The organism is Streptomyces asoensis, assembly GCF_016860545.1.
In the GTDB taxonomy this organism is placed as follows: Bacteria; Actinomycetota; Actinomycetes; order Streptomycetales; family Streptomycetaceae; genus Streptomyces; species Streptomyces asoensis.
In genome coordinates, this window is sequence record NZ_BNEB01000003.1 from 722,064 (window position 1) to 745,010 (window position 22,947).

The following is a 22,947-nucleotide window of genomic DNA, read 5'->3' on the forward strand; positions in this document are numbered from 1 at the left end:
GGTCTCGGTCCTGCCCGACAGACGGGGCCGGGGGGCACGCGGTTTCGTGGGGTCATGACCACACACGCCGTCCAACTGACCGCCGTGAGCAGGCGATACGGCGCCCCGGGCACCGGGGTGACCGCGCTCGACGACGTCGGCCTCACCCTCGCGCGGGGTTCGTTCACCGCCGTCATGGGCCCGTCCGGCTCGGGCAAGTCGACGCTGTTGCAGTGCGCCGCCGGGCTGGACCGGCCGACCTCGGGGTCGGTGCGGATCGGCGGAACCGAACTGACCGGGCTGAGCGAACGGCGGCTGACCCTGCTGCGCCGGGAGCGGATCGGGTTCGTCTTCCAGGCGTACAACCTGCTGCCCGCGCTCACCGCCGAGCAGAACGTCGCCCTCCCGCTGCGGCTGGCCGGCCGTCGTCCGCGCCGGGAACAGGTCCTCGACGCCCTGCGGCAGGTCGGGCTCGCCGACCGCGCGGGCCACCGCCCGGACCGGCTCTCCGGCGGCCAGCAGCAGCGCGTCGCGCTCGCCCGGGCCGTGATCACCCGCCCCGAGGTCCTGTTCGGCGACGAGCCGACCGGCGCGCTGGACTCCGGCAGCGGCCGCGAGGTGCTGACCCTGCTGCGCTCCCTGGCCGACGACGGCCGGACGGTCGTCATGGTCACCCACGACCCGCTCGCCGCCTCGTACGCGGACCGGGTGGTCTTCCTCGTCGACGGCCGCGTGCACGGCGAACTCCGGGGCGCCGGAACGTCCGTGGAGACGATCGCCGCGAGCATGGCGCGCCTGGAGACCGCCCAGGGCACCGCGGCGGACACCCCGTCGGCCGGCACCGCGGCCGGCACTGCGGACAGCACTGCGGTCGGTACGTCCGACAGCACGGCGGGTGCCGCGTGCTGAGCGTCGCGCTGCGCACCCTGCGCGCCCGGTGGGTCGCCTTCGCCGGCAGTCTCGTCGCCCTCGCGCTCGGCGTCGCCCTGCTGACCGTGATGGGCCAGGCGCTGGCCGCGTCGCTGCACGCGCCCGTGCGCGCCCCGGAGCGGTTCGCGGCGGCCCCGGTGGTGATCAGGGGCCAGGACACCCTGCGGGTGGCGACCGCGGCCGGCGAGCGGACGAAGGAGCTGGCGCGGCCACGCCCGGTGCCCGCCGCCGCCGTCGCCGTCCTCCGCACCCTCGGCCCGGTCACCGAGGACCGCTCCTTCCCGGTCCGGGCGGACGGTTCCGCGGCGCCGGACGACCTGGTCGGCCACCCCTGGTCCACGGCCCGCTTCACCCCCTACGCGCTGACCGCGGGCCGCGCGCCCGAGACGGCCGGCGAGGTGGTGACCAGCGGCGACTGGGCGGCCGTAGGCACCCTGCTGCACACCGCCGACGGCCCCGCGCGCGTGGTCGGCAGGGTCGGCGGCCGCGCCTTCGAGCACGCCGTCTTCTACGAGGACGCCCGGGCCGCGCGACTCGCGCCCGGAGTAGAGCAGTTGGTCGTGGAGGCGGACCCGTCCGCCGTGCGGACGGCGCTCGCGCGCGTGGACGCGACGTCCGGCGTACGGGTCCTCGTCGGGGACGACCGGCGCCTCGCGGACGCCGAGCCGGGCCGCGACGCCGAGGCGCTCACCGCGCTGAACGCCCTGTTCGGCACGGCGGGCGGGGTGGCCGCCTTCGTGTCCGTCTTCGTCGTGGCCTCCACCTTCGCCTTCGCGGTGGACCGGCGGCGCCGCGAGTTCGGGCTGCTGCGCACCGCGGGCGCCACCCCGGGCCAGGTCGCGCGGACGGTCCTCGCGGAGGCCCTGCTGGTCGGCGCTCTCGCCTCGGCCGCGGGCTGCGCGCTGGGCGCGTACGGGGCGCCGTTCCTGGGCGACCTCGTGGTCGACGGCGGGCTCGCCCCCGCCTGGTACGTGATCGGCGTCCCGTCGCCCGCGGACTGGCCCTGCCTGTCGGCCTTCTGCACCGGCCTGCTGGTCGCCCTGTGCGGTGCGCTCGGCGCGTCCTGGCGGGCCGGCCGCACGGCCCCCGCGCAGGCCCTGCGCGAGGCCGCGGCGGACGGGCGGGCGCTCACCCGCGGACGTCTGGTGTGCGGAACGGCTCTGCTGCTCGCCGCCGTCGCGACGCTCGCGTACACCCTGGTCACCGACCCGGGCGAACTGCTGCACCGCAAGTCGTACATCAGCCGTCCGATGCTGCTGATCACTGCGGTGGCGCTGCTCTCGCCGCTGACGGTGCGCCTGGTGGTGCCCCGACTGCCGGGCACGGTCGGCCTGTTGGCGCGCGCCGAGGCGACCGCCCGGGTCCGCCGTACGGCGGCCGTGGCCGCACCGGTCCTGGTCACGGTGGCGCTCGCGGGCTCCCTGCTGGGCGCGACGGCGACGCTCGGCGAGGCGAGGGCGTCGGAGGTGCGCCAGCGGACGGCCGCCGACTTCGTGGTGACCCCCGGGAGCGGAACGGCCCTGAGCGCGCGGACGCTGGAGCGTCTCGGGCGGGTGCCCGGCACGGTCGTCTCCGCGAGTTCCGCCACCGCCGTGTTCACGCTGGAGGACGGCGTGGCACTGGTGAAGTCCGAGGCCAGGGCGGCCAATCCGGCGCTGCTCGCCGCGACCGTACGGCTGCCGGTGGCCGCCGGGCGGCTCGCCGACCTGGACGACGGATCGATCGTGGTGACGCGGGAGTGGGCCCGGCACCGGGTGGGACAGCGGGTACGGGTGTGGCTCGGGGACGGTACGCCGAGGACCTTGCGGATCGCCGCCGTGCTGGCCGTCGGCACCGGCGACAACGGCGCGTACGTCACCCCGGCCAACGCGGGCGGCGCGGGCGTGGACCGGGTGGACGTACGGGTGGCGGACGGGGCCGACGCGGCGGGGGTCGCGGCGGCGCTGCGCGCCGTGGACGGGGTGCGGGTCGTGGACCGGGCGCGGTGGATCGAGGCGGCCCGGCCGAGGACCGACCGCACGACCCGGCTCGGCATGCTGCTCGTCCTCGGGATCGCGCTGCTGTACACCGGCATCTCGCTCGCCAACACCCTGGTCATGGCCGCCGCCGAACGCCGGTCCGACGTGCGGGGCCTGCGGCTGGCCGGCGCGACGGCCGGACAGGTGCTGCGGCTGGCCGCCACGGAGGCGCTGACGGCGGTGGCGGCGGGCGGCCTGCTGGGTCTGGCGGTGACGGCCGTCGACCTGGCCGCTCTGGCCGGCGCGCTGCGGCTGCTCTCGGCCCCGGCGGCGGTCGTCCCGCCCTGGACGGCGCTCGGCTGGACCACCGGTGCGTGCGCCCTGCTCGCGACGACCGCGGCACTGGCATCGACGGCACCGGCCCTGCGCCGCGCGGCGAGGGCGTGAAGCCGGGGGCGTAAACACGATAGAGCCCCCGTCGGTTTCCCGACGGGGGCTCTATGCTGCGTGGACCTGTGGGGATTTGAACCCCAGACCCCCTCGATGCGAACGAGGTGCGCTACCGGACTGCGCCACAGGCCCTTGCAACGAGTGAAACTCTAGCATCCCCGTCGGGGTGCTTGGAAATCCGTTCCCCGAGGCCGGGCGCCGGATGCCGGGTTCCTCATTCGTTGGCGGCCCGGGGCCGCTCGCCGTCCTCGTACTGATCGAACAGCGGGGTGCGGCCGCGTTCGCGCGAACGCCGGGCCGAGGCGGCGCGGCGGGCGTCGCTGCGCTCGTCGCCGTCGGCCGACGCGTCGTCCCCGAGGTCGGCCCCCTCGCAGTCCTCGGCCGGTGTGTTCCCCGCGTCCGCCGTGTCGTGCTCGGGCGCCACCGCACTGGAGCGGGCCGAGCTCCACGCGTCCGGCGCCCCGAGGTCCACGTCGGAGGTCGCGCGGGGCGCGACCGGCGCGGTCACGTACGTCGGCAGCGGCACCGGGACCGGGTCCCAGCTCTCGCCGTGCCCGGGCCGGCGCTGCCGCTCGCGCTGCTGGTCGACCCACTCGGCGTGGTCGGTCTGCTCGACGAGCGCCCTGCGGTCCGCGGCGAGCGCCAGCAGACCCGGGTCGGTCTCCGGTTCGGGGGCCGCGTGCGGCTCCTCTGCGGCGGCGTCGGGGCCGTGGTCGACGGAGGAGGCGCCCGCGGGGGCGGCGGGCGCACGGCGGCGCGGCTGACGCTCGCGCAGCCGCTGCGCGGCCACCTCGGCCCGCCTGCGGTCCATCTGGTAGGCGAAGCGGCGGCGTTCCTGGGCGCGCAGATAGCCGATGTACGCACTGAGCAGGACGGCGGGCACGGCGGGCGCCCAGAGGAAGGTGAGCCCGCCGACCGCCGCGACGATCGCGCCGAGCGTGAAGGCGAGGAACAGCATCACGGTGGTGCGCCGGCGGCGCGCGAGCGCCTTCGAGCGCTGGGCGCGCGCGGCCGAGGCCTGCTCGGAGGCGGTACGCCGGGCGGCCGGCACGCGCCGGCCCGCGGGCGCGGCGCCCGTCTCGCGCGCGTGCTTAGCGGCGGGCTCGCGCACCGCTTCACGGGCGGGTTCGCGGGCCGACTCGGGCCGTCCCGGCCCTCGTTCCTGGCCGCGCTCCGGTCCGCGCTCCTGGACCCGCTCCGGGGCCCGCTCGTGGACCGACGCCTTGACCTGCGGGCGGGTCGGAGGCATGGCGAAGGACCGGACGTCCACCGATGCGGTGGCGACGTCCGGGACGTCGGCGTCGGACTCCCCCTCGTCGGTGGAGCGCGCCTGTAGGTCCTTGGCGTACCGGCGCTCCATCCCCGCCCGTCCGGACAGCAGCCGGATGGCGGTGCTGAAGCGTTCCGTCGGACGGGCCTCGTTCAGCTCGTCCTGCCTACGGAGCCACATCGGCACCAAGTAGGCGGCCCAGGCCCCGACAATGACTGCGTAGATGAGGCCGCTGCTGCTCACGCCTCACACGGTAGAGGGGTTTGCGTGAGGCCATCCGCCAATTGGGCCGGTGTGTCGCACGATCTGGCTGATATTTCGAACTTTTTTTGCGACCGGTGCGATCAACCGATCATTTTCGAACGTTTATTCGGCTAATTCAATTGGACGCCTTCTGCGAACGCGTGCGCCGCCACCGGTTCAGCAGGCCCTCCGGGACCTCCTCCGCCGTCAGCGCGAAGACCAGGTGGTCGCGCCAGGCGCCGTCGATGTGGAGATAGCGCGGCCGCAGCCCTTCCTCACGGAATCCGAGTTTCTCCACGACCCTGCGGCTGGGGCCGTTCTCGGGCCGAATGCAGACCTCGATGCGGTGCAGTCCCACGGTCCGGAAACAGTGGTCCACGATGAGCGCGACGGCCGTCGGCATCACCCCGCGGCCGGCCACCGACTCGTCCACCCAGTAGCCGACGTGCCCGGAGCACATCGACCCCCAGGTGATACCGGCCACCGTCAACTGCCCGACGAGCCGCCCCTGGTACTCGATGACGAACGGCAGCATCCGCCCCGCGTTCGCCTCCGACCGCAGGTGCCGGACCATCTGCCGGTAGGTCGGCCGGTGCGCGATCGGCCCGCTGGGCGCGGGCGGCGGGATGGTCGCCTCCCAGGGACGCAGCCAGTCCCGGTTGCGCCGGTTGACCTCGCGCCAGGCCCGCTGGTCGCGCAGCCTTATGGGCCGCAGGACGATGTCGCCCTCCACCAGTTCGACGGGCCAGGATGAGCCGTTCAGCTGGCACCCCCGTGGCCGGGTCGCGGATGGTCGCCGCCACGGATCTGCTCCACGGCGTGGACCAGCAGCGGCTCCAGGACGGCCAGGCCGTCCCGCACGCCGCCGGTGGATCCGGGCAGGTTCACGATCAGGGTGGCGCCGGCCACCCCGGCCAGGCCCCGGGAGAGCGCCGCGGTGGGCACCTTCTCCCGGCCGTACGCCCGGACGGCCTCGGCGATGCCCGGCACCTCGCGCTCGATCACCGCGCGGGTCGCCTCGGGCGTGCGGTCGGTGGGCGAGATGCCGGTGCCGCCGGTGGTGACGACGGCGTCGTACCCGGCCTCGACGGCGGCCCGCAGCGCGGCCTCCACCGGATCCCCGTCGGGGACGACCTGCGGCCCGTCGACGGCGAAGCCGAAGCCGCGCAGGCCCTCGGCGATCAGCGGCCCGCCCCGGTCCTCGTAGACACCCGCAAAGGCCCGGTTGGAAGCGGTCACGACCAGCGCGCGGTACGGGGCGGGCGACGCTGCGCCGGCCGGCGTGCCGCCGCTCATGCCCGGCTCCAGTCGCCCGACTTGCCGCCCGTCTTCTCCTCCACGCGCACGTCCGTGATCACCGCTCTCTTGTCGACCGCCTTGACCATGTCGATCACGGTGAGCGCGGCGACGGAGACCGCGGTGAGGGCCTCCATCTCGACGCCCGTGCGGTCCGTCGTCCTGACCGTGGCGGTGATCTCGACGGCGTCGTCCGCGACCGACAGGTCCAGTGTCACCCCGGAGAGGGCCAGCGGGTGGCACAGCGGGATCAGGTCCGGGGTGCGTTTGGCGCCCATGATGCCCGCGATGCGCGCGACGGCGAGCGCGTCTCCCTTGGGGACGCCCTCGCCGCGCAGCAGCTCGATCACGCGGGGCGAGACCAGGACGCGCCCGGCCGCCCGCGCGGTGCGCGCGGTGACGTCCTTGCCGGAGACGTCGACCATACGGGCGGCGCCCGCGTCGTCGATGTGCGTGAGTCGGTCCTGCGTGCTCATGGTGGTGGCGCTCCCGGTCCGGCCTGCTGTGCGCGACACGGTACCCCCAACCAGGAACACTCAGCCGAGGAGGACCACCTCGACGTCGTCACCGGGTTCGACGGACTCCACGTCCTCGGGGACGACGATCAGCGAGTCGGCGTGCGCGAGGGCGGCGACCAGGTGCGAGCCGGCGCCGCCGACGGGGCGGACGGTGCCGTCGGCGCAGGTGGCACGCAGGAACTGTCTGCGGCCCTTCGGCGAGGTCAGCGCCTTGTCGGCGACCAGCCTCGCGCGCGTGGTGGGCCGGTGGACGTCCTCGAGTCCCATGAGGGTGCGGATGACGGGGCGTACGAACAGCTCGAAGGAGACGTACGACGACACCGGGTTGCCGGGCAGGGCCAGCAGCGGGGTGTGGTCGGGGCCGACGGAGCCGAACCCCTGGGGCTTGCCGGGCTGCATGGCGAGTTTGCGGAAGTCGACGCCGCCGCCGTCCTCGTCCGCGTCGCCGACGTGCTCCAGCGCCTCCTTGACGACGTCGTACGCGCCGACGCTCACCCCGCCGGTGGTGACGACGAGGTCGGCCCGGACGAGCTGGTCCTCGATGGTGGAGCGCAGGGTGTCGGCGTCGTCGGCGACGGCCCCGACCCGGTAGGCGATCGCTCCGGCGTCCCGGGCGGCGGCGGTGAGGGCGAAGCTGTTGGAGTCGTAGATCTGGCCGCTGCCCAGTTCCTCGCCGGGCTGGACGAGTTCGCTGCCGGTGGACATCACGACCACGCGCGGGCGCGGGCGCACGCGTACGGCGCCCCGGCCGATCGCGGCGAGCAGGGCGATCTGCGGCGGTCCGAGGACGGTACCGGCGTCGAGGGCGCGGTCCCCGGCCTGTACGTCGCTGCCCTTCGCGCGTACGTGCGCGCGTGCCTCGGCGGAGCGGTACACGCGCACGTGCCCCGCGGCCTGCTCGGGGGCGAGGCTGCGGGCGCGCATCGCGCCGACCGGCCCCTCGCCCAGTCCGCCGTCGGTCCACTCCACGGGGACGACGGCCTCGGCGCCGGGCGGGATCGGGGCGCCCGTCATGATGCGGGCAGCCTGGCCGGGCCCCACGTGCAGCGTGTCGGCCGGCTGTCCCGCCGCGACGTCCCCGACGACGTCCAGAGCGGCCGGGAACTCCTCGCTGGCGCCCGCGACGTCCGCCACCCGCACCGCGTAGCCGTCCATGGAGCTGTTGTCGAAGGGCGGCAGCGAGACCGGCACCATGACGTCCTCGACCAGGACGCAGCCCTGGGCGTCGGGCAGTTGCAGCTCGATGGGCTCCAGGGGGCGGACGGTGGCGAGGATGTCCTCCAGGTGTTCGTCCACCGACCAGAGGCGGTCCTGGCCGGCGGGGCGGGGCGCGGCGGTGCTCAAAGTGGCTACATCTCCTCGGTGACGTAACTGCGGAGCCAGGACCGGAAGTCCGGACCCAGATCCTCACGTTCGCACGCGAGTCTGACAATGGCACGCAGGTAGTCGCCGCGGTCGCCGGTGTCATAGCGGCGGCCCTTGAAGACGACGCCGTGGACGGGCCCGCCGATCTTCTCGTCCTGTGCGAGCTGCTGGAGGGCGTCGGTGAGCTGGATCTCGCCGCCCCGGCCGGGCTCGGTCCGGCGCAGTATGCCGAACACGCTGGGGTCGAGGACGTAGCGTCCGATGATCGCGTAGTTCGACGGCGCGTCCACCGGCTCGGGCTTCTCCACGAGACCGGTCACCTGGACGACGTCACTGTCCACGGTGGCCTCCACGGCCGCGCAGCCGTACAGGTGGATCTGCTCGGGGGCGACCTCCATGAGCGCGACGACGCTGCCGCCGTGCTGCTTCTGCACCTCGATCATCCGCTGGAGCAGCGGGTCGCGGGGGTCGATCAGGTCGTCGCCCAGCAGGACGGCGAAGGGTTCCTGTCCGACGTGCGGGGCCGCGCACAGGACGGCGTGCCCGAGGCCCTTGGGGTCGCCCTGGCGCACGTAGTGCATGGTCGCGAGGTCGCTGGACTGCTGGACCTTGGCGAGCCGGGCGGCGTCGCCCTTCTTCTGGAGCGCAGACTCGAGTTCGTAGTTGCGGTCGAAGTGGTCCTCCAGGGGCCGCTTGTTGCGGCCCGTCACCATGAGGACGTCGTCGAGCCCCGCGGAGACGGCCTCTTCGACCACGTACTGGATAGCGGGCTTGTCCACGACCGGCAGCATCTCCTTGGGAGTGGCCTTGGTCGCCGGCAGGAACCGGGTGCCGAGGCCGGCTGCGGGGATGACAGCCTTGCTGATCCTGGGGTGCGACTGAGTCATGGCGGCAACCTTATCCGGTGACTTTGAGAGGGATCTGTGCCTCTGGTCAATTAATGATCATATGAACGTATTGCTGTGGTGTCGGAAAAGTGCGGGAGCGACCTATGAGCCACCTCGAAGGCGGACCAGAGTCTGACAAACGTATGTTGCGGCGAGCGTTCCTCGCCGTGAGAAACAGATTGACGACCGATGACGTGCGCGCGGCGGCCGCCGCACTGGCCGAACGTGCCCTGGAGCTGCCGGAACTCGCGCACGCGCGCACGGTGGCCGCCTACGTCTCCGTCGGCACCGAACCCGGCACCACCACCCTGCTCGACGCGCTGCACGCGCGGGGCGTGCGGGTGCTGCTCCCCGCCCTGTTGCCCGACAACGACCTCGACTGGGGCGCCTACACCGGGGAGGGCTCCCTCGCGCGCGTCCAACACGGCGGAAAAATGGCTCTTTTGGAACCGTCCGGCCGGCGCCTCGGCCCGGACGCCGTGACCACCGCCGACGTGGTGCTGCTGCCGGGGCTGGCGGTCGACGAGCGCGGCATGCGGCTGGGGCGCGGCGGCGGCTCGTACGACCGCGTACTGGCCCGGCTGTCGGACTCCGGCGCCCGCCCCTCGCTGGTGGTGCTCCTGTACGACACCGAGGTCGTCGAACGCGTCCCGGAGGAGGCCCACGACCGGCCGGTGCACGCGGTGGTGACACCCTCGGGGACGCGCCGCTTCACCTGACGTCCGGGCCGGTACGAGGCCGATGGGAAGCCGGTACGACTCCGGTATGAGAAGGGGCCCTCCACGCGCGCGTGGAGGGCCCCTTCTCATACCGGCGGCTTCTCTTCCGCCGGCGGTTCACTCAGGGCTTGAGCACCAGGGTGTCGCTGGTGCTGTCCTCGACCGCCTTCTTGGAGAAGGACCAGTCGAGCAGTTCACCGTCGGCCCACTTGCTCGTCTGATCGGTGTAGTGCGCGCTGAACGCGTGCCCCGACGCTCCGGTGAGGTTGATCCACTTCGACTTGTCGAGATCGTCGAGGTTGACCACCATCCGCATCGACGGAACCCAGACGACGCCGTAGCCGCCGGCCGCGTTCCAGCCGGTCGCGTTGACCGTCGCCTCGCCGCCGCCGAGCTTCCACGGGCCGCGGTTGAGGATGTACTGGAGGAAACCGGGACCGCTGGTGCCCAGGGTCTGGTTCTTCAGGAACAGGCGGTGCAGCCGGCCCCAGCTCCAGGTGTCGATGTCCTTGCCGAGCTTGGCGGTCAGCTCCCAGCGGGCGTCGATCATCGCGCGCGCGAACAGCTTGTCGCGGTCGTGGTCGGCGCCGGGGCGGGTGCCCGACTCGGGCGTCGTCCACCAGTCGCTGTCCGGCTTCGCCATCAGGTTGCGCACGACCTCGTACCAGCGGTCGCCGCCGTCCGGCTGCGCCTGGTCGGCGTCGCGCTGGCCGCACTCGCGCACCTTGTCGGTGTCGTCGACCGGCCCGGTGGTGTTGACCGGGTCGACCCACAGGCACTGGCCCTCGACACGCAGCTCCTTGGGCAGCTTGTTGCCGAAGGCAAGCTTGAGGATGTTGCGCCAGACCGCGTTGAAGTAGGCGGCGGCCGCCGAGTCGGCGTCCTGGGTGAAGCCCCAGTTCTCCAGCAGCTTCTGCGCCTCGCGGACGTCCGGGTCGTCCAGGTTGATCTTCTTCAGCACGGGCACGAGCAGCTTCGCGATCTCGCTGTCGTCGTCCAGCTGCATCTGGCGCATGTCGTCGGTGGAGACCTTGCCGCCGCCCTTGATCTTGCTCTTGATCAGGTCGGTGATCCGCTGGCTGCGCGCGCCGTAGCCCCAGTCCGTGGTGAGCGTGTAGGGGTACTTGTCCTTGTCGATGACGGCCTGGTTCGCGGTGACGATGTAGCCGCGCTCGGGGTTGTACTCGTAGGGCAGCTTGTCGAAGTCGATCGTGCCGGTCCACTTGTACTTCGAGTTCCAGCCGGGCGTGGGGATCGAGCCGTCGACGCCCTTAGCGCGCGTGGGGATCTTCCCGGGCAGCTGGTAGCCGATGTTGTCCGAGGTGTCGGCGTAGACGAGGTTCTGCGAGGGGACGTCGAACTTCTCGGCCGCCTCGCGGAAGCCGTCCCAGTCCTTCGCCCGGTCCATGGCGAAGACGGCGTCCATGGTGGTGCCCGCCTGGAGCGCGGTCCACTTCAGGGCGACGCCGTAACCGTCGCCGCGGTCGGGCGCCGCGGTGTCCACGGACGCCTTCTTGCCGACCTTGACGAGCTCGTCGTCACGGTCGGAGAGCAGGGGCATGCCGTCCTGCGTCTGCCGTACGACGATCTTCTTGGAGGTGCCGCCGGCGACCTTGATGGTCTCCTCGCGCGTGGTGAACGGCTTCACCTTGCTGTCGTACTGGTAGCCGTCGCCGGAGAGCTTCTCCAGGTAGAGGTCCGTGACGTCGACGCCGGAGTTGGTCATGCCCCAGGAGATGGTCTGGTTGTGGCCGATGACCACACCGGGCATGCCCGCGAAGGTGTAGCCGGAGACGTCGTACTGGCACTTGCTCGACAGGGCGCGGCAGTGCAGCCCCATCTGGTACCAGACGGAGGGCAGCGAGGCCGACAGGTGCGGATCGTTGGCCAGCAGCGGCTTGCCGGTGATCGTGTGCTTGCCGGCGACGACCCAGGAGTTCGATCCGATGCCGTTGCCGTTCACGCCGACGGCCGTGGGCAGGTCGTCCAGGACGTTGTACAGGCCCGAGAGCTGGCTCTGGAGGGCCGAACCGTCCGTGCCCGAAGAGGAACCCGACGAACCGCCCGACGTGCCCGTGCCGTCGCCCGAGCCGCTTCCCGTGGAGCCGCCGCCCGAACCGCTGCCGCTGCCGCTCCCGCCGTTGCTGTCGCTGTTGCTGTCGCCCTGCTCGAACGTATTGGTCAGTTCGTCGTACTGGCCGTCCTGGACGATCGCCTGGTTACGGTCGTACGGGTACTGCGGGTACAGCTCGGCGATCTGCGCCGGGCCGAGGCGGCTGGTCATCAGGGCGCGGTCGATCTCGTCCTGCATGTTGCCGCGCAGGTCCCAGGCCATCGCCTTCAGCCAGGAGACCGAGTCGACCGGGGTCCACTCGGCGGGCTTGTAGTCGTTGGTGAAGCCCAGGGCCGCGTACTCCAGGGAGATGTCGGCGCCGTCCTTGCCCGCCAGGTAGGCGTTGACCCCCTTGGCGTAGGCCTGGAGGTACTTCTTGGTGTCGGCCGACAGCTTGGTGTCGTACTCCTCCTTGGCGACCCGGTCCCAGCCCAGGGTGCGCAGGAACTCGTCGTTGTCGACCTGGCTCTTGCCGAACATCTCCGACAGCCGCCCGGAGGTCATGTGGCGGCGGACGTCCATCTCGTAGAACCGGTCCTGGGCCTGGACGAAGCCCTGCGCCATGAACAGGTCCGCGTCGGAGTCCGCGTAGATCTGCGGGATCCCGTAGCCGTCCCGCTTCACGTCGACGGGCCCGGAGAGGCCTTCGAGCGTGATCGAACCCTTGGTCTGCGGGAAGGACGCGCGGACCGTGCTGACGGACCAGTAGCCGCCGTAGGCGATGCCTCCGATGAGGGCCAGCACCAGCACAAGCACGATCAAACGGGCTTTGCGCCCCTTTTTCCTGCCGGACTTGCCGGGCTTGTCACCCGATGTGGCGGTGGTATTGGGGGGCATCGCTGTCCTTGCTGTCCTAACGCGAGCGGCAGGGCGGGCTGTGCTTTCTACTGAGCGCTGAAGCAACCATAGGCGCAGGGCCTTGAGCCACTTGACGCGGAGTCGGGTAGCGGCCCGGAGGGATGTTCGATCTTCTCCCGACGAGTGTCAAGAAATCGTCAAGAGTTAGGTAAGGTAACGAAGTAGTTGGGTCCGGAGCGCATCGCTTCGTGTCCGATGTATCCGTGCACATGTGCGCCCGCGCGCAAGCCGCGCGCGCCGGTGAAGGGAACCGCCGCTGACTGTCCACCACCTCAACCAGCTCCTGCTCGTCTGCTCGCTCGTCCTGCTCGTCGCCGTCGCAGCGGTCCGGATCTCCTCGCGCAGCGGGCTCCCCAGCCTGCTCGTGTACGTGGGGATAGGCGTCCTCATGGGCCAGGACGGCATCGGCAACATCCACTTCGACAACGCGGAGATGACCCAGGTCATCGGCTATGCCGCCCTGGTCGTGATCCTCGCCGAGGGCGGCCTCGGCACGAAGTGGAAGGAGATCGAACCGGCCCTGCCGTCCGCCACGGCGCTGGCACTGGCCGGCGTCGCGGTCAGCGTCGGCGTCACCGCCACGGCCGCGCACTTCGTGACCGGGCTGGAGTGGCGACAGGCGCTGATCATCGGTGCGGTGGTGTCCTCGACGGACGCGGCGGCGGTCTTCTCCGTCCTGCGCAAGATCCCCCTCCCCTCACGCGTGACGGGCACGCTGGAGGCCGAGTCCGGCTTCAACGACGCCCCGGTGGTCATCCTGGTGGTCGCCTTCTCCACGGCGGGCCCCGTGGAGCACTGGTACGTCCTGCTCGGCGAGATAGCGCTGGAACTGGCCATCGGCGCCGCCATCGGCCTCGCGGTCGGCTGGCTGGGCTCCTGGGGCCTCAGGCACGTCGCGCTGCCCGCCTCCGGCCTCTACCCGATCGCCGTCATGGCGATCGCGGTCACCGCCTACGCGGCGGGCTCACTGGCGCACGGCAGCGGCTTCCTGGGCGTGTATCTCGCCTCGATGGTCATGGGCAACGCGAAGCTGCCGCACTGGCCCGCCACCCGCGGGTTCGCCGACGGCCTCGGCTGGATCGCCCAGATCGGCATGTTCGTCCTGCTCGGCCTGCTGGTGACCCCGCACGAACTGGGCGACGACGTGCTGCCCGCCCTCGTCATCGGCCTGGTGCTGACCATGGTGGCCCGCCCGCTCAGCGTGGTGCTGTGCCTGACGCCGTTCCGGGTGCCCTGGCAGGAGCAGACCCTGATGTCCTGGGCCGGCCTGCGCGGAGCCGTCCCCATCATCCTGGCGACGATCCCCATGGTGAACGGTGTCGACGCCAGCCGCCGCATCTTCAACATCGTCTTCGTCCTGGTCGTCGTCTACACCCTGATCCAGGGGCCGACGCTGCCCTGGCTGGCGCGCAAACTGCGCCTGGGCGGCGACCCCGAGGCCGCCGACCTCGGCGTCGAGTCGGCGCCCCTGGAGCGGCTGCGCGGGCATCTGCTGTCGGTGGCGATCCCCGAGGGGTCGAAGATGCACGGCGTCGAGGTCAACGAACTGCGGCTGCCGGCCGGAGCGGCCGTCACCCTCGTCGTGCGCGAGGGGACGTCGTTCGTGCCGATGCCGACGACCGTGCTGCGGCACGGCGACGAACTCCTCGTCGTCGCCACCGACCCGGTCCGCGACGCGGCCGAACGACGACTGCGCGCCGTCGGCCACGGCGGCAAGCTCGCCGGCTGGCTGGGCACCGGCGGCACACGTTAAGTGCACGTTTCGTACCGTTCACACCCCCTTCATTCGGAGGCGGCCCGCTTCATGGTGCGCATTTTCACAGGGGTGACGCTTCTTGATCCCTGTAAGATGAAGGCACACCTTGATCGAACCAACTCTGCCTGACGCAGAGCTGGCGCGACCGTATGGCGGCCGGGGCACCTCGTGCAGCGAGTACCGGCATCTACCGCAGCACGCGCAAGAGGACAGCTCTCGGCGCCCCCGTCCACACCGCGGGGCCGCGCTACCAGGCGGCAGAAAGGCACGGGCCGTGGCATCCACGGTCACCACCGAGCCGTCGAAGGACTCGTCGGCCCCCGCCCGCCCGGGATACGGGCAGCTGCTGCGCACCCGCGGAGCCTGGACGTTCCTGCTGCCCGGCTTCGCGGCCCGCCAGCCGTTCGCCATGCTCACGATCTCCATCGTGCTGCTCGTGCAGCACACCACCGGCTCGTACGGCGCGGCCGGCGCCGCCGCCGCCGTCACCGGCGTCTCCATGGCGCTGTGCGCGCCGTACAGCGGGCGCCTCGCCGACCGCTACGGGCAGCGGGCGGTACTGATCCCCGGTGTGCTCGTGCACACGCTGTCGGGCATCGCCCTCACCGTGCTCGCCCTGAGCCACGCACCCCTGTGGACGGTGTTCCTGGCGGCCGTCCCCACGGGCGCCTCGGTCCCGCAGATCGGACCCATGGTGCGGGCCCGCTGGGGCGTCCGGCTCAAGGGCTCGCCCCTGATGACCACCGCGGCGGCCTTCGAGTCCGTCACCGACGAGCTGACCTTCGTCTTCGGCCCCCTGCTGGCGACGGCCCTGTGCACGGGCGTCAACCCGGCGGCCGGCCTCGTCACCGAGGCCTCGCTGACCCTGGTCGGCGGTCTGCTGTTCGCCGCGCAGAGGAGCTCCCAGCCGCAGGTCGCCGCCGCGGGCCACGCGCGCGTGGAGCACGCCTCGGCGCTGCGCGTCCCCGGGGTGCGCGTGCTGGTCGTGACCTTCCTGGGCATCGGCACCGTCTTCGGCGGCATGCAGGTCTCGCTGGCCGCGTTCACCGAGTCGATCGGCGAGCCCGGCCTGAACGGCGTCCTGTACGGCACCTTCGCCGCCGGCAACATGCTCTCCGGCCTGGTCTGCGGCGCCGTCGCCTGGAAGGCCGCCCCGCGACAGCGCCTGGTCGTCGCCTACACCGCGCTGGCGCTCGTCGCCTCGGGTCTGTGGGCCGCGCACTCGGTGCTCGTGCTCGCGGGCCTGGGCCTCCTGGTCGGCATGTGCATCGCGCCCGCGCTGATCACCGGCTACACGCTGGTCGAGGACCTGGTTCCGGCCGGCGCCCGCACCGAGGCGTTCACCTGGCTGACCGGCGCGGTCGCGCTGGGCCAGGCGGCCGCCGTCACGGTCGCCGGCCAGCTGGAGGACCGCTTCTGGGGCGGCGCCGGTTTCCTGGTGCCCATGGGCGGCACGCTGCTCGCCCTGACGACCCTGCTGGCGCTGCGTTCCCGGCTCGCGGCGCACCCGCGCGCGCGGACGGTGGCACGTGGCGTCGGTCACCGCGTGCCGGTGACAGTGGACTGATCCTCGGGAATACGTCAAGATAGACCGTCGTTAGCACTCACTGAGTGAGAGTGCCAGGAGGAAGACAGTGCCTACCTACCAGTACCAGTGCACCGAGTGCGGCGAGGGCCTCGAGGCGGTGCAGAAGTTCACCGACGATGCCCTGACCGAGTGCCCCAACTGCGGTGGCCGCCTCAAGAAGGTGTTCTCCGCCGTAGGCATCGTCTTCAAGGGCTCCGGCTTCTACCGCAACGACAGCCGCGGCTCCTCGTCGAGCAGCTCGCCGGCGTCGTCCTCGAAGCCGTCGACGTCCGGCTCCGACTCCAAGGCGTCGACCTCGTCGTCGTCCTCGGACTCGAAGTCGTCCAGCACCGGCACCTCGACCGGCAGCAGCTCGGCCGCGTAAGGCTCGCTCACGGGACCCTGTCGTCGTACGACGACGGGGTCTTCGGCGTTTCCCCGGCCCGTTAGGGTGCGACGCATGGCGAACAAGGCGTACGCAGAGATAGGCGTGATCGGCGGCTCCGGCTTCTACTCGTTCCTCGACGACGTGACCGAACTCCAGGTCGACACCCCTTACGGTCCGCCCAGCGACTCGCTCTTCCTCGGCGAGATCGCCGGCCGGCGGGTCGCCTTCCTTCCCCGGCACGGCCGCGGTCACCATCTGCCGCCCCACCGGATCAACTACCGGGCCAACCTGTGGGCGCTGCGCTCGGTCGGGGCCCGCCAGGTCCTCGGCCCGTGCGCGGTGGGCGGCCTGCGCCCCGAGTACGGCCCCGGAACACTGCTCGTGCCCGACCAGCTGGTCGACCGTACGAAGTCCCGGACCGGAACCTACTTCGACGGACTGCCCCTGCCCGACGGCAAGGTGCCGAACGTGGTGCATGTGTCACTGGCCGACCCGTACTGCCCCGCGGGGCGCTCCGCGGCACTGAAGGCGGCGCGCGGACGCGAGTGGGAGCCCGTGGACGGCGGAACGCTGGTCGTGATCGAGGGGCCGCGCTTCTCGACCCGTGCCGAATCGTCGTGGCACCAGGCCCAGGGCTGGTCCGTGGTGGGCATGACCGGCCACCCGGAGGCGGCCCTCGCCCGGGAACTCGAGCTCTGCTACACGTCGTTGACACTGGTCACCGACCTGGACGCGGGCGCCGAGAGCGGTGAGGGCGTCTCGCAGGAGGACGTGCTCCAGGTGTTCGCCGCGAACGTGGACCGGCTGCGCGAGGTCTTGTTCGACACGGTGGCCGCGCTGCCCTCCGAGGGGGAACGGGACTGCCTGTGCGTGAACGCCCTGGGCGGACTGGATCCGGGCTTCGACCTGCCCTGACGGGTCCAGGGGGCGGGGAGGCGGACCTCTGGGATGACGCGTCCTGGGAAGGACGGACCGCGGGCAGGACGCACCTCGGGAACGGCGGACCGCGGGCAGGACGAGTCGCGGCAAGAACGGGCGACTCGTGGGCGGAACTCCCCCTTCGGGTGAGCGAGTTTTCCACAACCCGTCGGGGATCCACCGACTCCGGCGAGCGGCGGCGAGAAGGCCCATCGTGGGTTCGCAAACCCGTCCCTCCTCGCAGGTGGTGATCCCATGTCCGACCCTCTCGTCCCGTCTCCCCTCCCCTCGTCCTCCGCCGGCCCCTCCCCCTTCGCGTTCACGTCGCGGCCGCCGGGCGCGGACGCCCCAGCCACGTGCCAGGTGCCGCCTTTCGCTCCCGTACGGGTCCGCGGCGGGCGGTACCGGTGGGGACGGCTCGCCCGGAGCCGGCGGCGGGCCCTCGCCCTGGGTCTCGCCGTCTCCGCGGCCGCGCTCCTGGCGGGCGGCTCACGCGGTGGCGACCCGGGGCGCGGACACCCGGACGCGGGGCCCCCGCCCCCGCACGAGAACGCCCGCGCGGGAGGGCCGCCCTCCCGCGCGCAGGGGTCGGCTCGCGCCCCCGGGCGCGCTCCTCGCGCCGGGCAGAAGGTGACGGCCCCGGTACGGATCGCCGACGCGGCCACGGTGCGGCTGCTGCGCCCCGGCGACCGGGTCGACGTCATCGCCGTGGAACCGACGGCGATGGGCGGCGGGGGCGGTGACGCCCACGTGGTGGCCCGTGGGGCCCTGGTGACGAAGGTTCCGGAACCGCTGGTCGGAGCCGTTCCCGGTACCGCCGACGGCGGGGCGCTGGTCGTCCTCTCGGTGCCCCGGTCCACCGCGGCGCGCCTGGCCGGGGCCGGCGCCACCGCCCGGCTGGCGGTGACCCTGTGGTGAGGTCGAGTCCCTCGTCCGAGGGACCGCGTTGGACAAGGACGCCCGGCGTTGACGTAGGTTGCGGAGCTGTTTGTTCCACAACATGTCTATGCGAGGAGTGTCCCCGAGGTGAGCGAGAAGAAGGCAAGCGTCTGGCAGGGCTTCAAGGCCTTTCTGATGCGGGGGAACGTCGTCGATCTGGCGGTCGCGGTGGTGATCGGCGCGGCCTTCACGAACATCGTCAACTCGGTGGTGAAGGGGATCATCAACCCGCTCATCGGGGCGGTCGGCACCAAGAACCTGGACGGCTACAGCTCCTGCCTGAAGGGTCCTTGCACCGGCACGGGGGACAGCGCGACGGGCGTGCGGATCCTGTGGGGATCCGTCCTCGGGGCGACGCTGACCTTCCTGGTGACCGCCGCGGTCGTCTACTTCCTGATGGTGCTGCCCATGGCGAAGTACCTGGCGACGGTGGAGGCCCGCCGAAAGGCCAAGGAGGGTACGCAGGAGGTCATCGAGGTGACCGAGCTGGAAGTTCTCAAGGAGATCCGCGACGCGCTGGTCGCCCAGCGCGGCACCGGCCACAACGAGCGGTAGCGGCAGCCCTGGGGGCGCTGCGGCCGGCCCTGCTCGCGGGGCGGCGCGCCTGTCTCGGCACCCCCACGGGCCGCCGGGTTCAGATGTGGTGGGGCGGCTTCTCGTCGAGGAAGCGCTTCAGGTCGGCAGCACCGCCGCTCTCGGCGGCCGGCCGCTCGCCCCACCCGCGGTCGGTGTCGTCCGAGGACTGCCGGTCCAGCGGGTCGTCGAAGATCAGCGCGGCCTTCGGGTCGCGCGGCTCGGGGGCGGAGGGGGTACTCATCCCTCCAGGGTACGGCGCGGGCACCGGCCCGGGTCAGGGCCGACCCCTCTGCCGCGCATCCCGCGCGCGGCCTGCGGATTCGGCGGAAGATTTTCCGCCGGTTGTCTGCTCTGCTGGTACCCATGACGTCCAGTACGCCCCCGCCTGCCGCCCCTTCCCCCTCCGGACCTCCCGCCCCGCCGCTACCCGGCCGCATGAAACCCCTGCGGAGGCTGACCGCGCGCGGACGCGAGGAGACGCACCGGGTCGCCACGCCGCTGGAGCTCTTCTTCGACCTGTGCTTCGTCGTGGCCATCGCCCAGGCGGGCGTCCAACTGGTGCACGCCGTGGCCGAGTCCCATGCGGGCGAGGGAATCCTCAACTACGCGATGCTCTTCTTCGCCATCTGGTGGGCGTGGATGAACTTCACCTGGTTCGCGTCGGCGTACGACAACGACGACGTGCTGTACCGGATCGTCACGCTGGTGCAGATCGCCGGGGTCCTGGTCCTCGCGGCGGGCGTGTCCCAGGCGTTCGAGGACCACGAGTTCGTGGCCGTCTGGTTGGGCTACGCGATCATGAGGTGCGCGCTGAGCTCGCAGTGGCTGCGCGTCGCGTGGTCCACCGAGGGGCCGGAGCGGACGATGGCGCTGCGGTACGCCGGGGGCGTCCTGCTCTGCCAGGTCGGCTGGCTGGGGCTGCTGATCCTTCCCGAGGGCGGCCGGGCGTGGCTGTTCCTGGTGATGGCGCTGCTCGAGATGTGCGTGCCGGTCTACGCCGAGAAGGACCATCCGACGTCCTGGCATCCCCACCACATCGCGGAGCGCTACGGCCTGTTCACGATCATCGTGCTGGGCGAGACGATCGCGGCGGCCACGGTCGCCGTGAAGTCCGGCATCCAGGAGAACGACGCACTGGGCGAGCTGCTGCCGATCGCGGTGGGCGGGCTGCTGATCGTCTTCGCCGCCTGGTGGATCTACTTCGTGGTGCCCATCCATGGGCATCTGCGGTCCAACAGGCAGTCCTTTCTGTGGGGTTACGGGCACTACTTCGTCTTCGCCTCGGCCGCGGCGATCGGCGCGGGTCTCGAGGTAGCGGTCGAGCAGGCGGTCGGCGAGGCCCATCTCTCCACACTCGCCGCGTCGGCCGCCGTCACGCTGCCGACGGCACTGTTCCTCCTGACGGTCTGGGCGCTGCACGCACGGCACTTCAAGGTGGGCCTGGCCCAGCAGTCGGTGCTGCCCGTCACGGCGCTGCTGGTGATCTGCTGCACCTTCCTGGGCGACCTGGCGGTCCTCGCGGCGGGTCTGGTGTCGGCCCTGGCGGTGGCGACCGGCACGACGCTGACGGCGCGCCTGGCCGCGCGCGAGGCACGGGAGAGCGCCGCACGGGTCTCGGACGCGGTGGTGTGACGTGCCGTGACACCACCGCGCGGGCTCCCGGGCGGGCGAGACTGGCTCCCATGACAGTTGACGCTCTGACGGACGTCGCCGGCATCCGCGTGGGACACGCCACGCTGACAGGCGACGGTCGGCTCACCGGTACGACGGTCGTCCTCGCGCCCGAGGGTGGCGCCGTCGCCGCTGTGGACGTGCGCGGCGGCGGCCCCGGCACCAAGGAGACCGACGCCCTCGATCCACGCAACGTGGTGCAGCGGGTCGAGGCGATCGTGCTGACCGGGGGCAGCGCCTACGGGCTCGACGCGGCTTCCGGGGTGATGGAGTGGCTGGAGGAGCAGGGCCGTGGGGTCCGCGTGGGGCCGCAGCCGGCCCATGTCGTGCCCGTGGTGCCCGCGGCGTGCGTCTTCGACCTGGGGCGGGGTGGTGACTTCCGGGCCCGTCCGGGCGCGGCGACCGGCCGGGCGGCCGTGGAGGCGGCCGCGGCGAACGCTCCGGGGGCCCGGGTCCCGGAGGGCTGCGTGGGCGCCGGGACGGGTGCCGCCGTCGGCCCGATGAAGGGCGGGGTCGGCAGTGCGAGCGTGCTCCTCGACTCGGGGATCACGGTGGCGGCGCTGGTGGTGGCCAACGCGGCCGGCTCGGTGACGGACCCGGAGACGGGCGTGCTGTACGGGGAGTTGTTCCAGGGGCGAGCGGAGTATCCGCACGCGAGCGTGCACGAAGCCGCGCGGCGTCGTCTCGCCGAGACTGCGGCGCACCACGCGCCTCCCCCGCTCAACACGACGCTCGCGGTGGTCGCCACCGACGCCGACCTGTCCAAGGCGCAGGCGCAGAAGCTGGCGGGCACGGCGCACGACGGCATCGCGCGGGCCGTGCGTCCGGTGCACCTGCTCAACGACGGCGACACCGTGTTCGCGATGGCCACGGGTGCCCGCCGCCTCGACCCCGGTCACCCGCTCGCCCTGAACGACATCCTCGCGGCGGGCGCCGACATGGTGACCCGGGCGATCGTGCGGGCCGTGCGCGCCGCCGAGTCGGTGGACGGGCCGGGAGGGGTGTGGCCGTCGTACGAGGAGCTGTACGGCCGCCGGTGACCTCCTCCCCCGGGAGGACTCCGGTGCCGCCGGCAGGGCCGACGCCCGGCGCACCACCCGGGAAGGTCGCGGGTGGGTACCGGGCCGCGGGTGATTGTCCTGGTTCTGTCACGTGATGGCGTCAAGGGCGGACGGCGGGAACCCCACCGGCCGCCGGACCGCTCCTTCCCCACGTACCGAAGCGGATCACTCACCTCACACGAACCTGGAGCAGCCCGTGACTACGGCGGACAAGACAGTGCGGCGCGCAATGGGAGCCGCGGCCGCCCTGGTGGTCGGCGCCCTGACCCTGACCGCCTGCGGGGGCAGCGCCAACGCGAAGGACGACCACGACGCCAAGGGCGGTGGCGGCGACGTCAAGACGTCCACCGCGAAGATCGCCATCTCGGCGAAGGACGGCTCGACGGGCGCGTCGATCAACGCGACGGGCGTGAAGGTGAGCGGCGGCCGCATCACCGAGGTGAAGATGACCGTGGCCGGGTCCGGTCAGGCCGTCGAGGGCAGCGTGTCGGCGGACGGCAGCACCTGGAAGCCCAAGGAGCAGCTGGAGCGGGGGACGAAGTACCAGATATCGGCGACCGCGAAGGACGCGAACGGCAAGACGGCCGCCGCCAACTCCATCTTCACCACGGTCACCTCGTCCAACAGCTTCATCGGGACCTACACGCCGGACGACGGCACGACGGTCGGCGTCGGGATGCCGGTGTCGTTCACCTTCGACAAGGCCATCAGCGACACGAAGACCGTGCAGTCGCACATCACGGTCACCTCCAGCAGCGGCCAGCAGGTGGTCGGGCACTGGTTCGGCGCGCAGCGGCTCGACTTCAGGCCCGAGGAGTACTGGAAGGCCGGCTCCAAGGTCACGATGAAGATCGACCTGGACGGCGTCGAGGGCGCGAACGGCGTCTACGGGGTGCAGAAGAAGACGGTCACCTTCACCATCGGGCGGTCGCAGGTGTCCACGGTCGACGTCGCCACGCAGACCATGACGGTCGTGCGGGACGGGCAGACCCTGAAGACGGTCCCGATCTCGTCGGGCAGCCCGGAGCACACCACGTACAACGGCCAGATGGTGATCTCCGAGAAGTTCACGCAGACCCGCATGAACAGCCGGACGGTCAACCTGGGCGGCGAGTACGACATCCCCGACGTGCCGCACGCGATGCGCCTGACGACGTCCGGCACCTTCCTCCACGGGAACTACTGGTACAACCGCGGCAATCCGCCCTTCGGCCGCACCGGCACCAGCCACGGCTGTGTGGGACTCGCGGACGAGCAGGGCGCGCGGAGCGACACGTCCGCCAAGTGGTTCTACGACAACTCGCTGATCGGCGACGTGGTGACCGTCAAGAACTCCCCCGACAAGACGGTCGCTCCGGACAACGGCCTCAACGGATGGAACATGTCCTGGGCCGAGTGGACCGCCGGCGGCTCCGCCTGATCGCCGGGGACACCCTCTGACCGGCGTTTTCTGACGCAGCGTCGGGCCGCGCGGGAATTTTTCGC

Annotated in this window: 20 protein-coding genes and 1 tRNA gene; 12 read left to right on the forward strand and 9 right to left on the reverse strand. The window is 72.1% G+C overall.

All coding sequences use genetic code 11. The features are described from left to right. Positions 1-54: 54 nt before the first annotated feature. Both Saso_RS15910 and Saso_RS15915 read left to right on the forward strand, forming a co-directional pair. Positions 55-888: an ABC transporter ATP-binding protein gene (locus Saso_RS15910; RefSeq protein ID WP_229901213.1), complete on the forward strand. Its 834-nt coding sequence runs from the start codon at positions 55-57 to the stop codon at positions 886-888. Further along, positions 882-3,314, forward strand: a complete 2,433-nt coding sequence (locus tag Saso_RS15915) for an ABC transporter permease (RefSeq protein WP_189920846.1) — start codon at positions 882-884, stop codon at positions 3,312-3,314. The genes Saso_RS15910 and Saso_RS15915 overlap by 7 nt, the downstream gene beginning before the upstream one ends. A 61-nt stretch (positions 3,315-3,375) precedes the next feature. Here Saso_RS15915 and Saso_RS15920 read toward each other — a convergent pair. The 7 genes from Saso_RS15920 to galU form a co-directional block, all read right to left on the reverse strand. Beyond that, positions 3,376-3,449, reverse strand: a tRNA-Ala gene (locus Saso_RS15920). Between the two features lie 82 nt (positions 3,450-3,531). Then, entirely contained in the window at positions 3,532-4,830 is a 1,299-nt protein-coding gene (gene sepX, locus Saso_RS15925) for a divisome protein SepX/GlpR (RefSeq protein WP_189920848.1), read from the reverse strand. A 136-nt stretch (positions 4,831-4,966) separates the two neighbouring features. Further along, on the reverse strand, positions 4,967-5,563 hold the full coding sequence (locus Saso_RS15930) for a GNAT family N-acetyltransferase (protein WP_229901214.1): 597 nt from the start codon (positions 5,561-5,563) through the stop codon (positions 4,967-4,969). Between the two features lie 26 nt (positions 5,564-5,589). After that, positions 5,590-6,126: a MogA/MoaB family molybdenum cofactor biosynthesis protein gene (locus Saso_RS15935; protein WP_189920850.1), complete on the reverse strand. Its 537-nt coding sequence runs from the start codon at positions 6,124-6,126 to the stop codon at positions 5,590-5,592. After that, positions 6,123-6,602 carry a cyclic pyranopterin monophosphate synthase MoaC gene (gene moaC, locus Saso_RS15940; RefSeq protein ID WP_189920852.1) on the reverse strand — a complete coding sequence of 160 codons (480 nt, stop codon included), beginning with the start codon at positions 6,600-6,602 and terminating at the stop codon, positions 6,123-6,125. The genes Saso_RS15935 and moaC overlap by 4 nt, the downstream gene beginning before the upstream one ends. 60 nt (positions 6,603-6,662) lie before the next feature. Then, the gene (glp, locus tag Saso_RS15945) at positions 6,663-7,988 is read right to left on the reverse strand and encodes a molybdotransferase-like divisome protein Glp (protein ID WP_189920854.1); all 1,326 of its coding nucleotides are present in this window, start codon (positions 7,986-7,988) and stop codon (positions 6,663-6,665) included. Between the two features lie 5 nt (positions 7,989-7,993). Beyond that, positions 7,994-8,896 (reverse strand): UTP--glucose-1-phosphate uridylyltransferase GalU, encoded by a 903-nt coding sequence (gene galU / locus Saso_RS15950; protein ID WP_189920856.1) that lies wholly within the window; start codon positions 8,894-8,896, stop codon positions 7,994-7,996. 104 nt (positions 8,897-9,000) lie between these two features. On the opposite strand from galU, the gene Saso_RS15955 reads away from it, so the two are divergent. Continuing rightward, entirely contained in the window at positions 9,001-9,615 is a 615-nt protein-coding gene (locus tag Saso_RS15955) for a 5-formyltetrahydrofolate cyclo-ligase (protein ID WP_189920858.1), read from the forward strand. A 121-nt stretch (positions 9,616-9,736) separates the two neighbouring features. Here the strand turns inward: Saso_RS15955 and Saso_RS15960 are convergent, their stop codons facing one another. After that, entirely contained in the window at positions 9,737-12,565 is a 2,829-nt protein-coding gene (locus Saso_RS15960) for a penicillin acylase family protein (RefSeq protein ID WP_189920860.1), read from the reverse strand. A gap of 277 nt (positions 12,566-12,842) precedes the next feature. Between Saso_RS15960 and Saso_RS15965 the strand changes: the two genes are divergently transcribed. From Saso_RS15965 to mscL, 6 genes are all read left to right on the forward strand, one after another. Next, positions 12,843-14,339: a potassium/proton antiporter gene (locus Saso_RS15965; protein WP_189921413.1), complete on the forward strand. Its 1,497-nt coding sequence runs from the start codon at positions 12,843-12,845 to the stop codon at positions 14,337-14,339. Between the two features lie 277 nt (positions 14,340-14,616). Next, the gene (locus Saso_RS15970; protein WP_189920862.1) at positions 14,617-15,909 is read left to right on the forward strand and encodes an MFS transporter; all 1,293 of its coding nucleotides are present in this window, start codon (positions 14,617-14,619) and stop codon (positions 15,907-15,909) included. 67 nt (positions 15,910-15,976) lie between these two features. Beyond that, a complete protein-coding gene (locus Saso_RS15975; protein ID WP_189920864.1) occupies positions 15,977-16,294 on the forward strand; it encodes an FmdB family zinc ribbon protein in 318 nt (105 codons plus the stop codon). A gap of 75 nt (positions 16,295-16,369) precedes the next feature. Beyond that, positions 16,370-17,212 (forward strand): S-methyl-5'-thioadenosine phosphorylase, encoded by an 843-nt coding sequence (locus Saso_RS15980; protein WP_189920866.1) that lies wholly within the window; start codon positions 16,370-16,372, stop codon positions 17,210-17,212. A gap of 258 nt (positions 17,213-17,470) precedes the next feature. Then, complete coding sequence (locus Saso_RS15985; RefSeq protein WP_189920868.1) at positions 17,471-18,133, forward strand: hypothetical protein; 663 nt, start codon at positions 17,471-17,473, stop codon at positions 18,131-18,133. A 108-nt stretch (positions 18,134-18,241) separates the two neighbouring features. Continuing rightward, positions 18,242-18,709: a large conductance mechanosensitive channel protein MscL gene (gene mscL, locus Saso_RS15990; protein WP_189920870.1), complete on the forward strand. Its 468-nt coding sequence runs from the start codon at positions 18,242-18,244 to the stop codon at positions 18,707-18,709. 79 nt (positions 18,710-18,788) lie between these two features. Here the strand turns inward: mscL and Saso_RS15995 are convergent, their stop codons facing one another. Further along, entirely contained in the window at positions 18,789-18,971 is a 183-nt protein-coding gene (locus Saso_RS15995) for a hypothetical protein (RefSeq protein ID WP_189920872.1), read from the reverse strand. Between the two features lie 122 nt (positions 18,972-19,093). Here Saso_RS15995 and Saso_RS16000 point away from each other — a divergent pair, with 122 nt between their 5' ends. The 3 genes from Saso_RS16000 (at position 19,094) to Saso_RS16010 (ending at position 22,882) form a co-directional block, all read left to right on the forward strand. Continuing rightward, on the forward strand, positions 19,094-20,362 hold the full coding sequence (locus tag Saso_RS16000; RefSeq protein WP_189920875.1) for a low temperature requirement protein A: 1,269 nt from the start codon (positions 19,094-19,096) through the stop codon (positions 20,360-20,362). A 50-nt stretch (positions 20,363-20,412) separates the two neighbouring features. Next, the gene (locus Saso_RS16005; RefSeq protein WP_189920877.1) at positions 20,413-21,441 is read left to right on the forward strand and encodes a P1 family peptidase; all 1,029 of its coding nucleotides are present in this window, start codon (positions 20,413-20,415) and stop codon (positions 21,439-21,441) included. 250 nt (positions 21,442-21,691) lie between these two features. Beyond that, complete coding sequence (locus Saso_RS16010) at positions 21,692-22,882, forward strand: L,D-transpeptidase (RefSeq protein WP_189920879.1); 1,191 nt, start codon at positions 21,692-21,694, stop codon at positions 22,880-22,882. Positions 22,883-22,947: the final 65 nt, after the last annotated feature.

Excerpts from the sequence above, each read along its gene's own strand:
- Saso_RS15910 (WP_229901213.1), top strand. The coding sequence starts at position 55 with ATGACCACACACGCCGTCCAACTGACCGCCGTGAGCAGGCGATACGGC.
- Saso_RS15935 (WP_189920850.1), bottom strand. The coding sequence starts at position 6,126 with ATGAGCGGCGGCACGCCGGCCGGCGCAGCGTCGCCCGCCCCGTACCGC.
- moaC (WP_189920852.1), bottom strand. The coding sequence starts at position 6,602 with ATGAGCACGCAGGACCGACTCACGCACATCGACGACGCGGGCGCCGCC.
- galU (WP_189920856.1), bottom strand. The coding sequence starts at position 8,896 with ATGACTCAGTCGCACCCCAGGATCAGCAAGGCTGTCATCCCCGCAGCC.
- Saso_RS15955 (WP_189920858.1), top strand. The coding sequence starts at position 9,001 with ATGAGCCACCTCGAAGGCGGACCAGAGTCTGACAAACGTATGTTGCGG.
- Saso_RS15960 (WP_189920860.1), bottom strand. The coding sequence starts at position 12,565 with ATGCCCCCCAATACCACCGCCACATCGGGTGACAAGCCCGGCAAGTCC.
- Saso_RS15980 (WP_189920866.1), top strand. The coding sequence starts at position 16,370 with ATGGCGAACAAGGCGTACGCAGAGATAGGCGTGATCGGCGGCTCCGGC.
- Saso_RS15985 (WP_189920868.1), top strand. The coding sequence starts at position 17,471 with ATGTCCGACCCTCTCGTCCCGTCTCCCCTCCCCTCGTCCTCCGCCGGC.
- Saso_RS15995 (WP_189920872.1), bottom strand. The coding sequence starts at position 18,971 with ATGAGTACCCCCTCCGCCCCCGAGCCGCGCGACCCGAAGGCCGCGCTG.
- Saso_RS16000 (WP_189920875.1), top strand. The coding sequence starts at position 19,094 with ATGACGTCCAGTACGCCCCCGCCTGCCGCCCCTTCCCCCTCCGGACCT.
- Saso_RS16005 (WP_189920877.1), top strand. The coding sequence starts at position 20,413 with ATGACAGTTGACGCTCTGACGGACGTCGCCGGCATCCGCGTGGGACAC.
- Saso_RS16010 (WP_189920879.1), top strand. The coding sequence starts at position 21,692 with ATGGGAGCCGCGGCCGCCCTGGTGGTCGGCGCCCTGACCCTGACCGCC.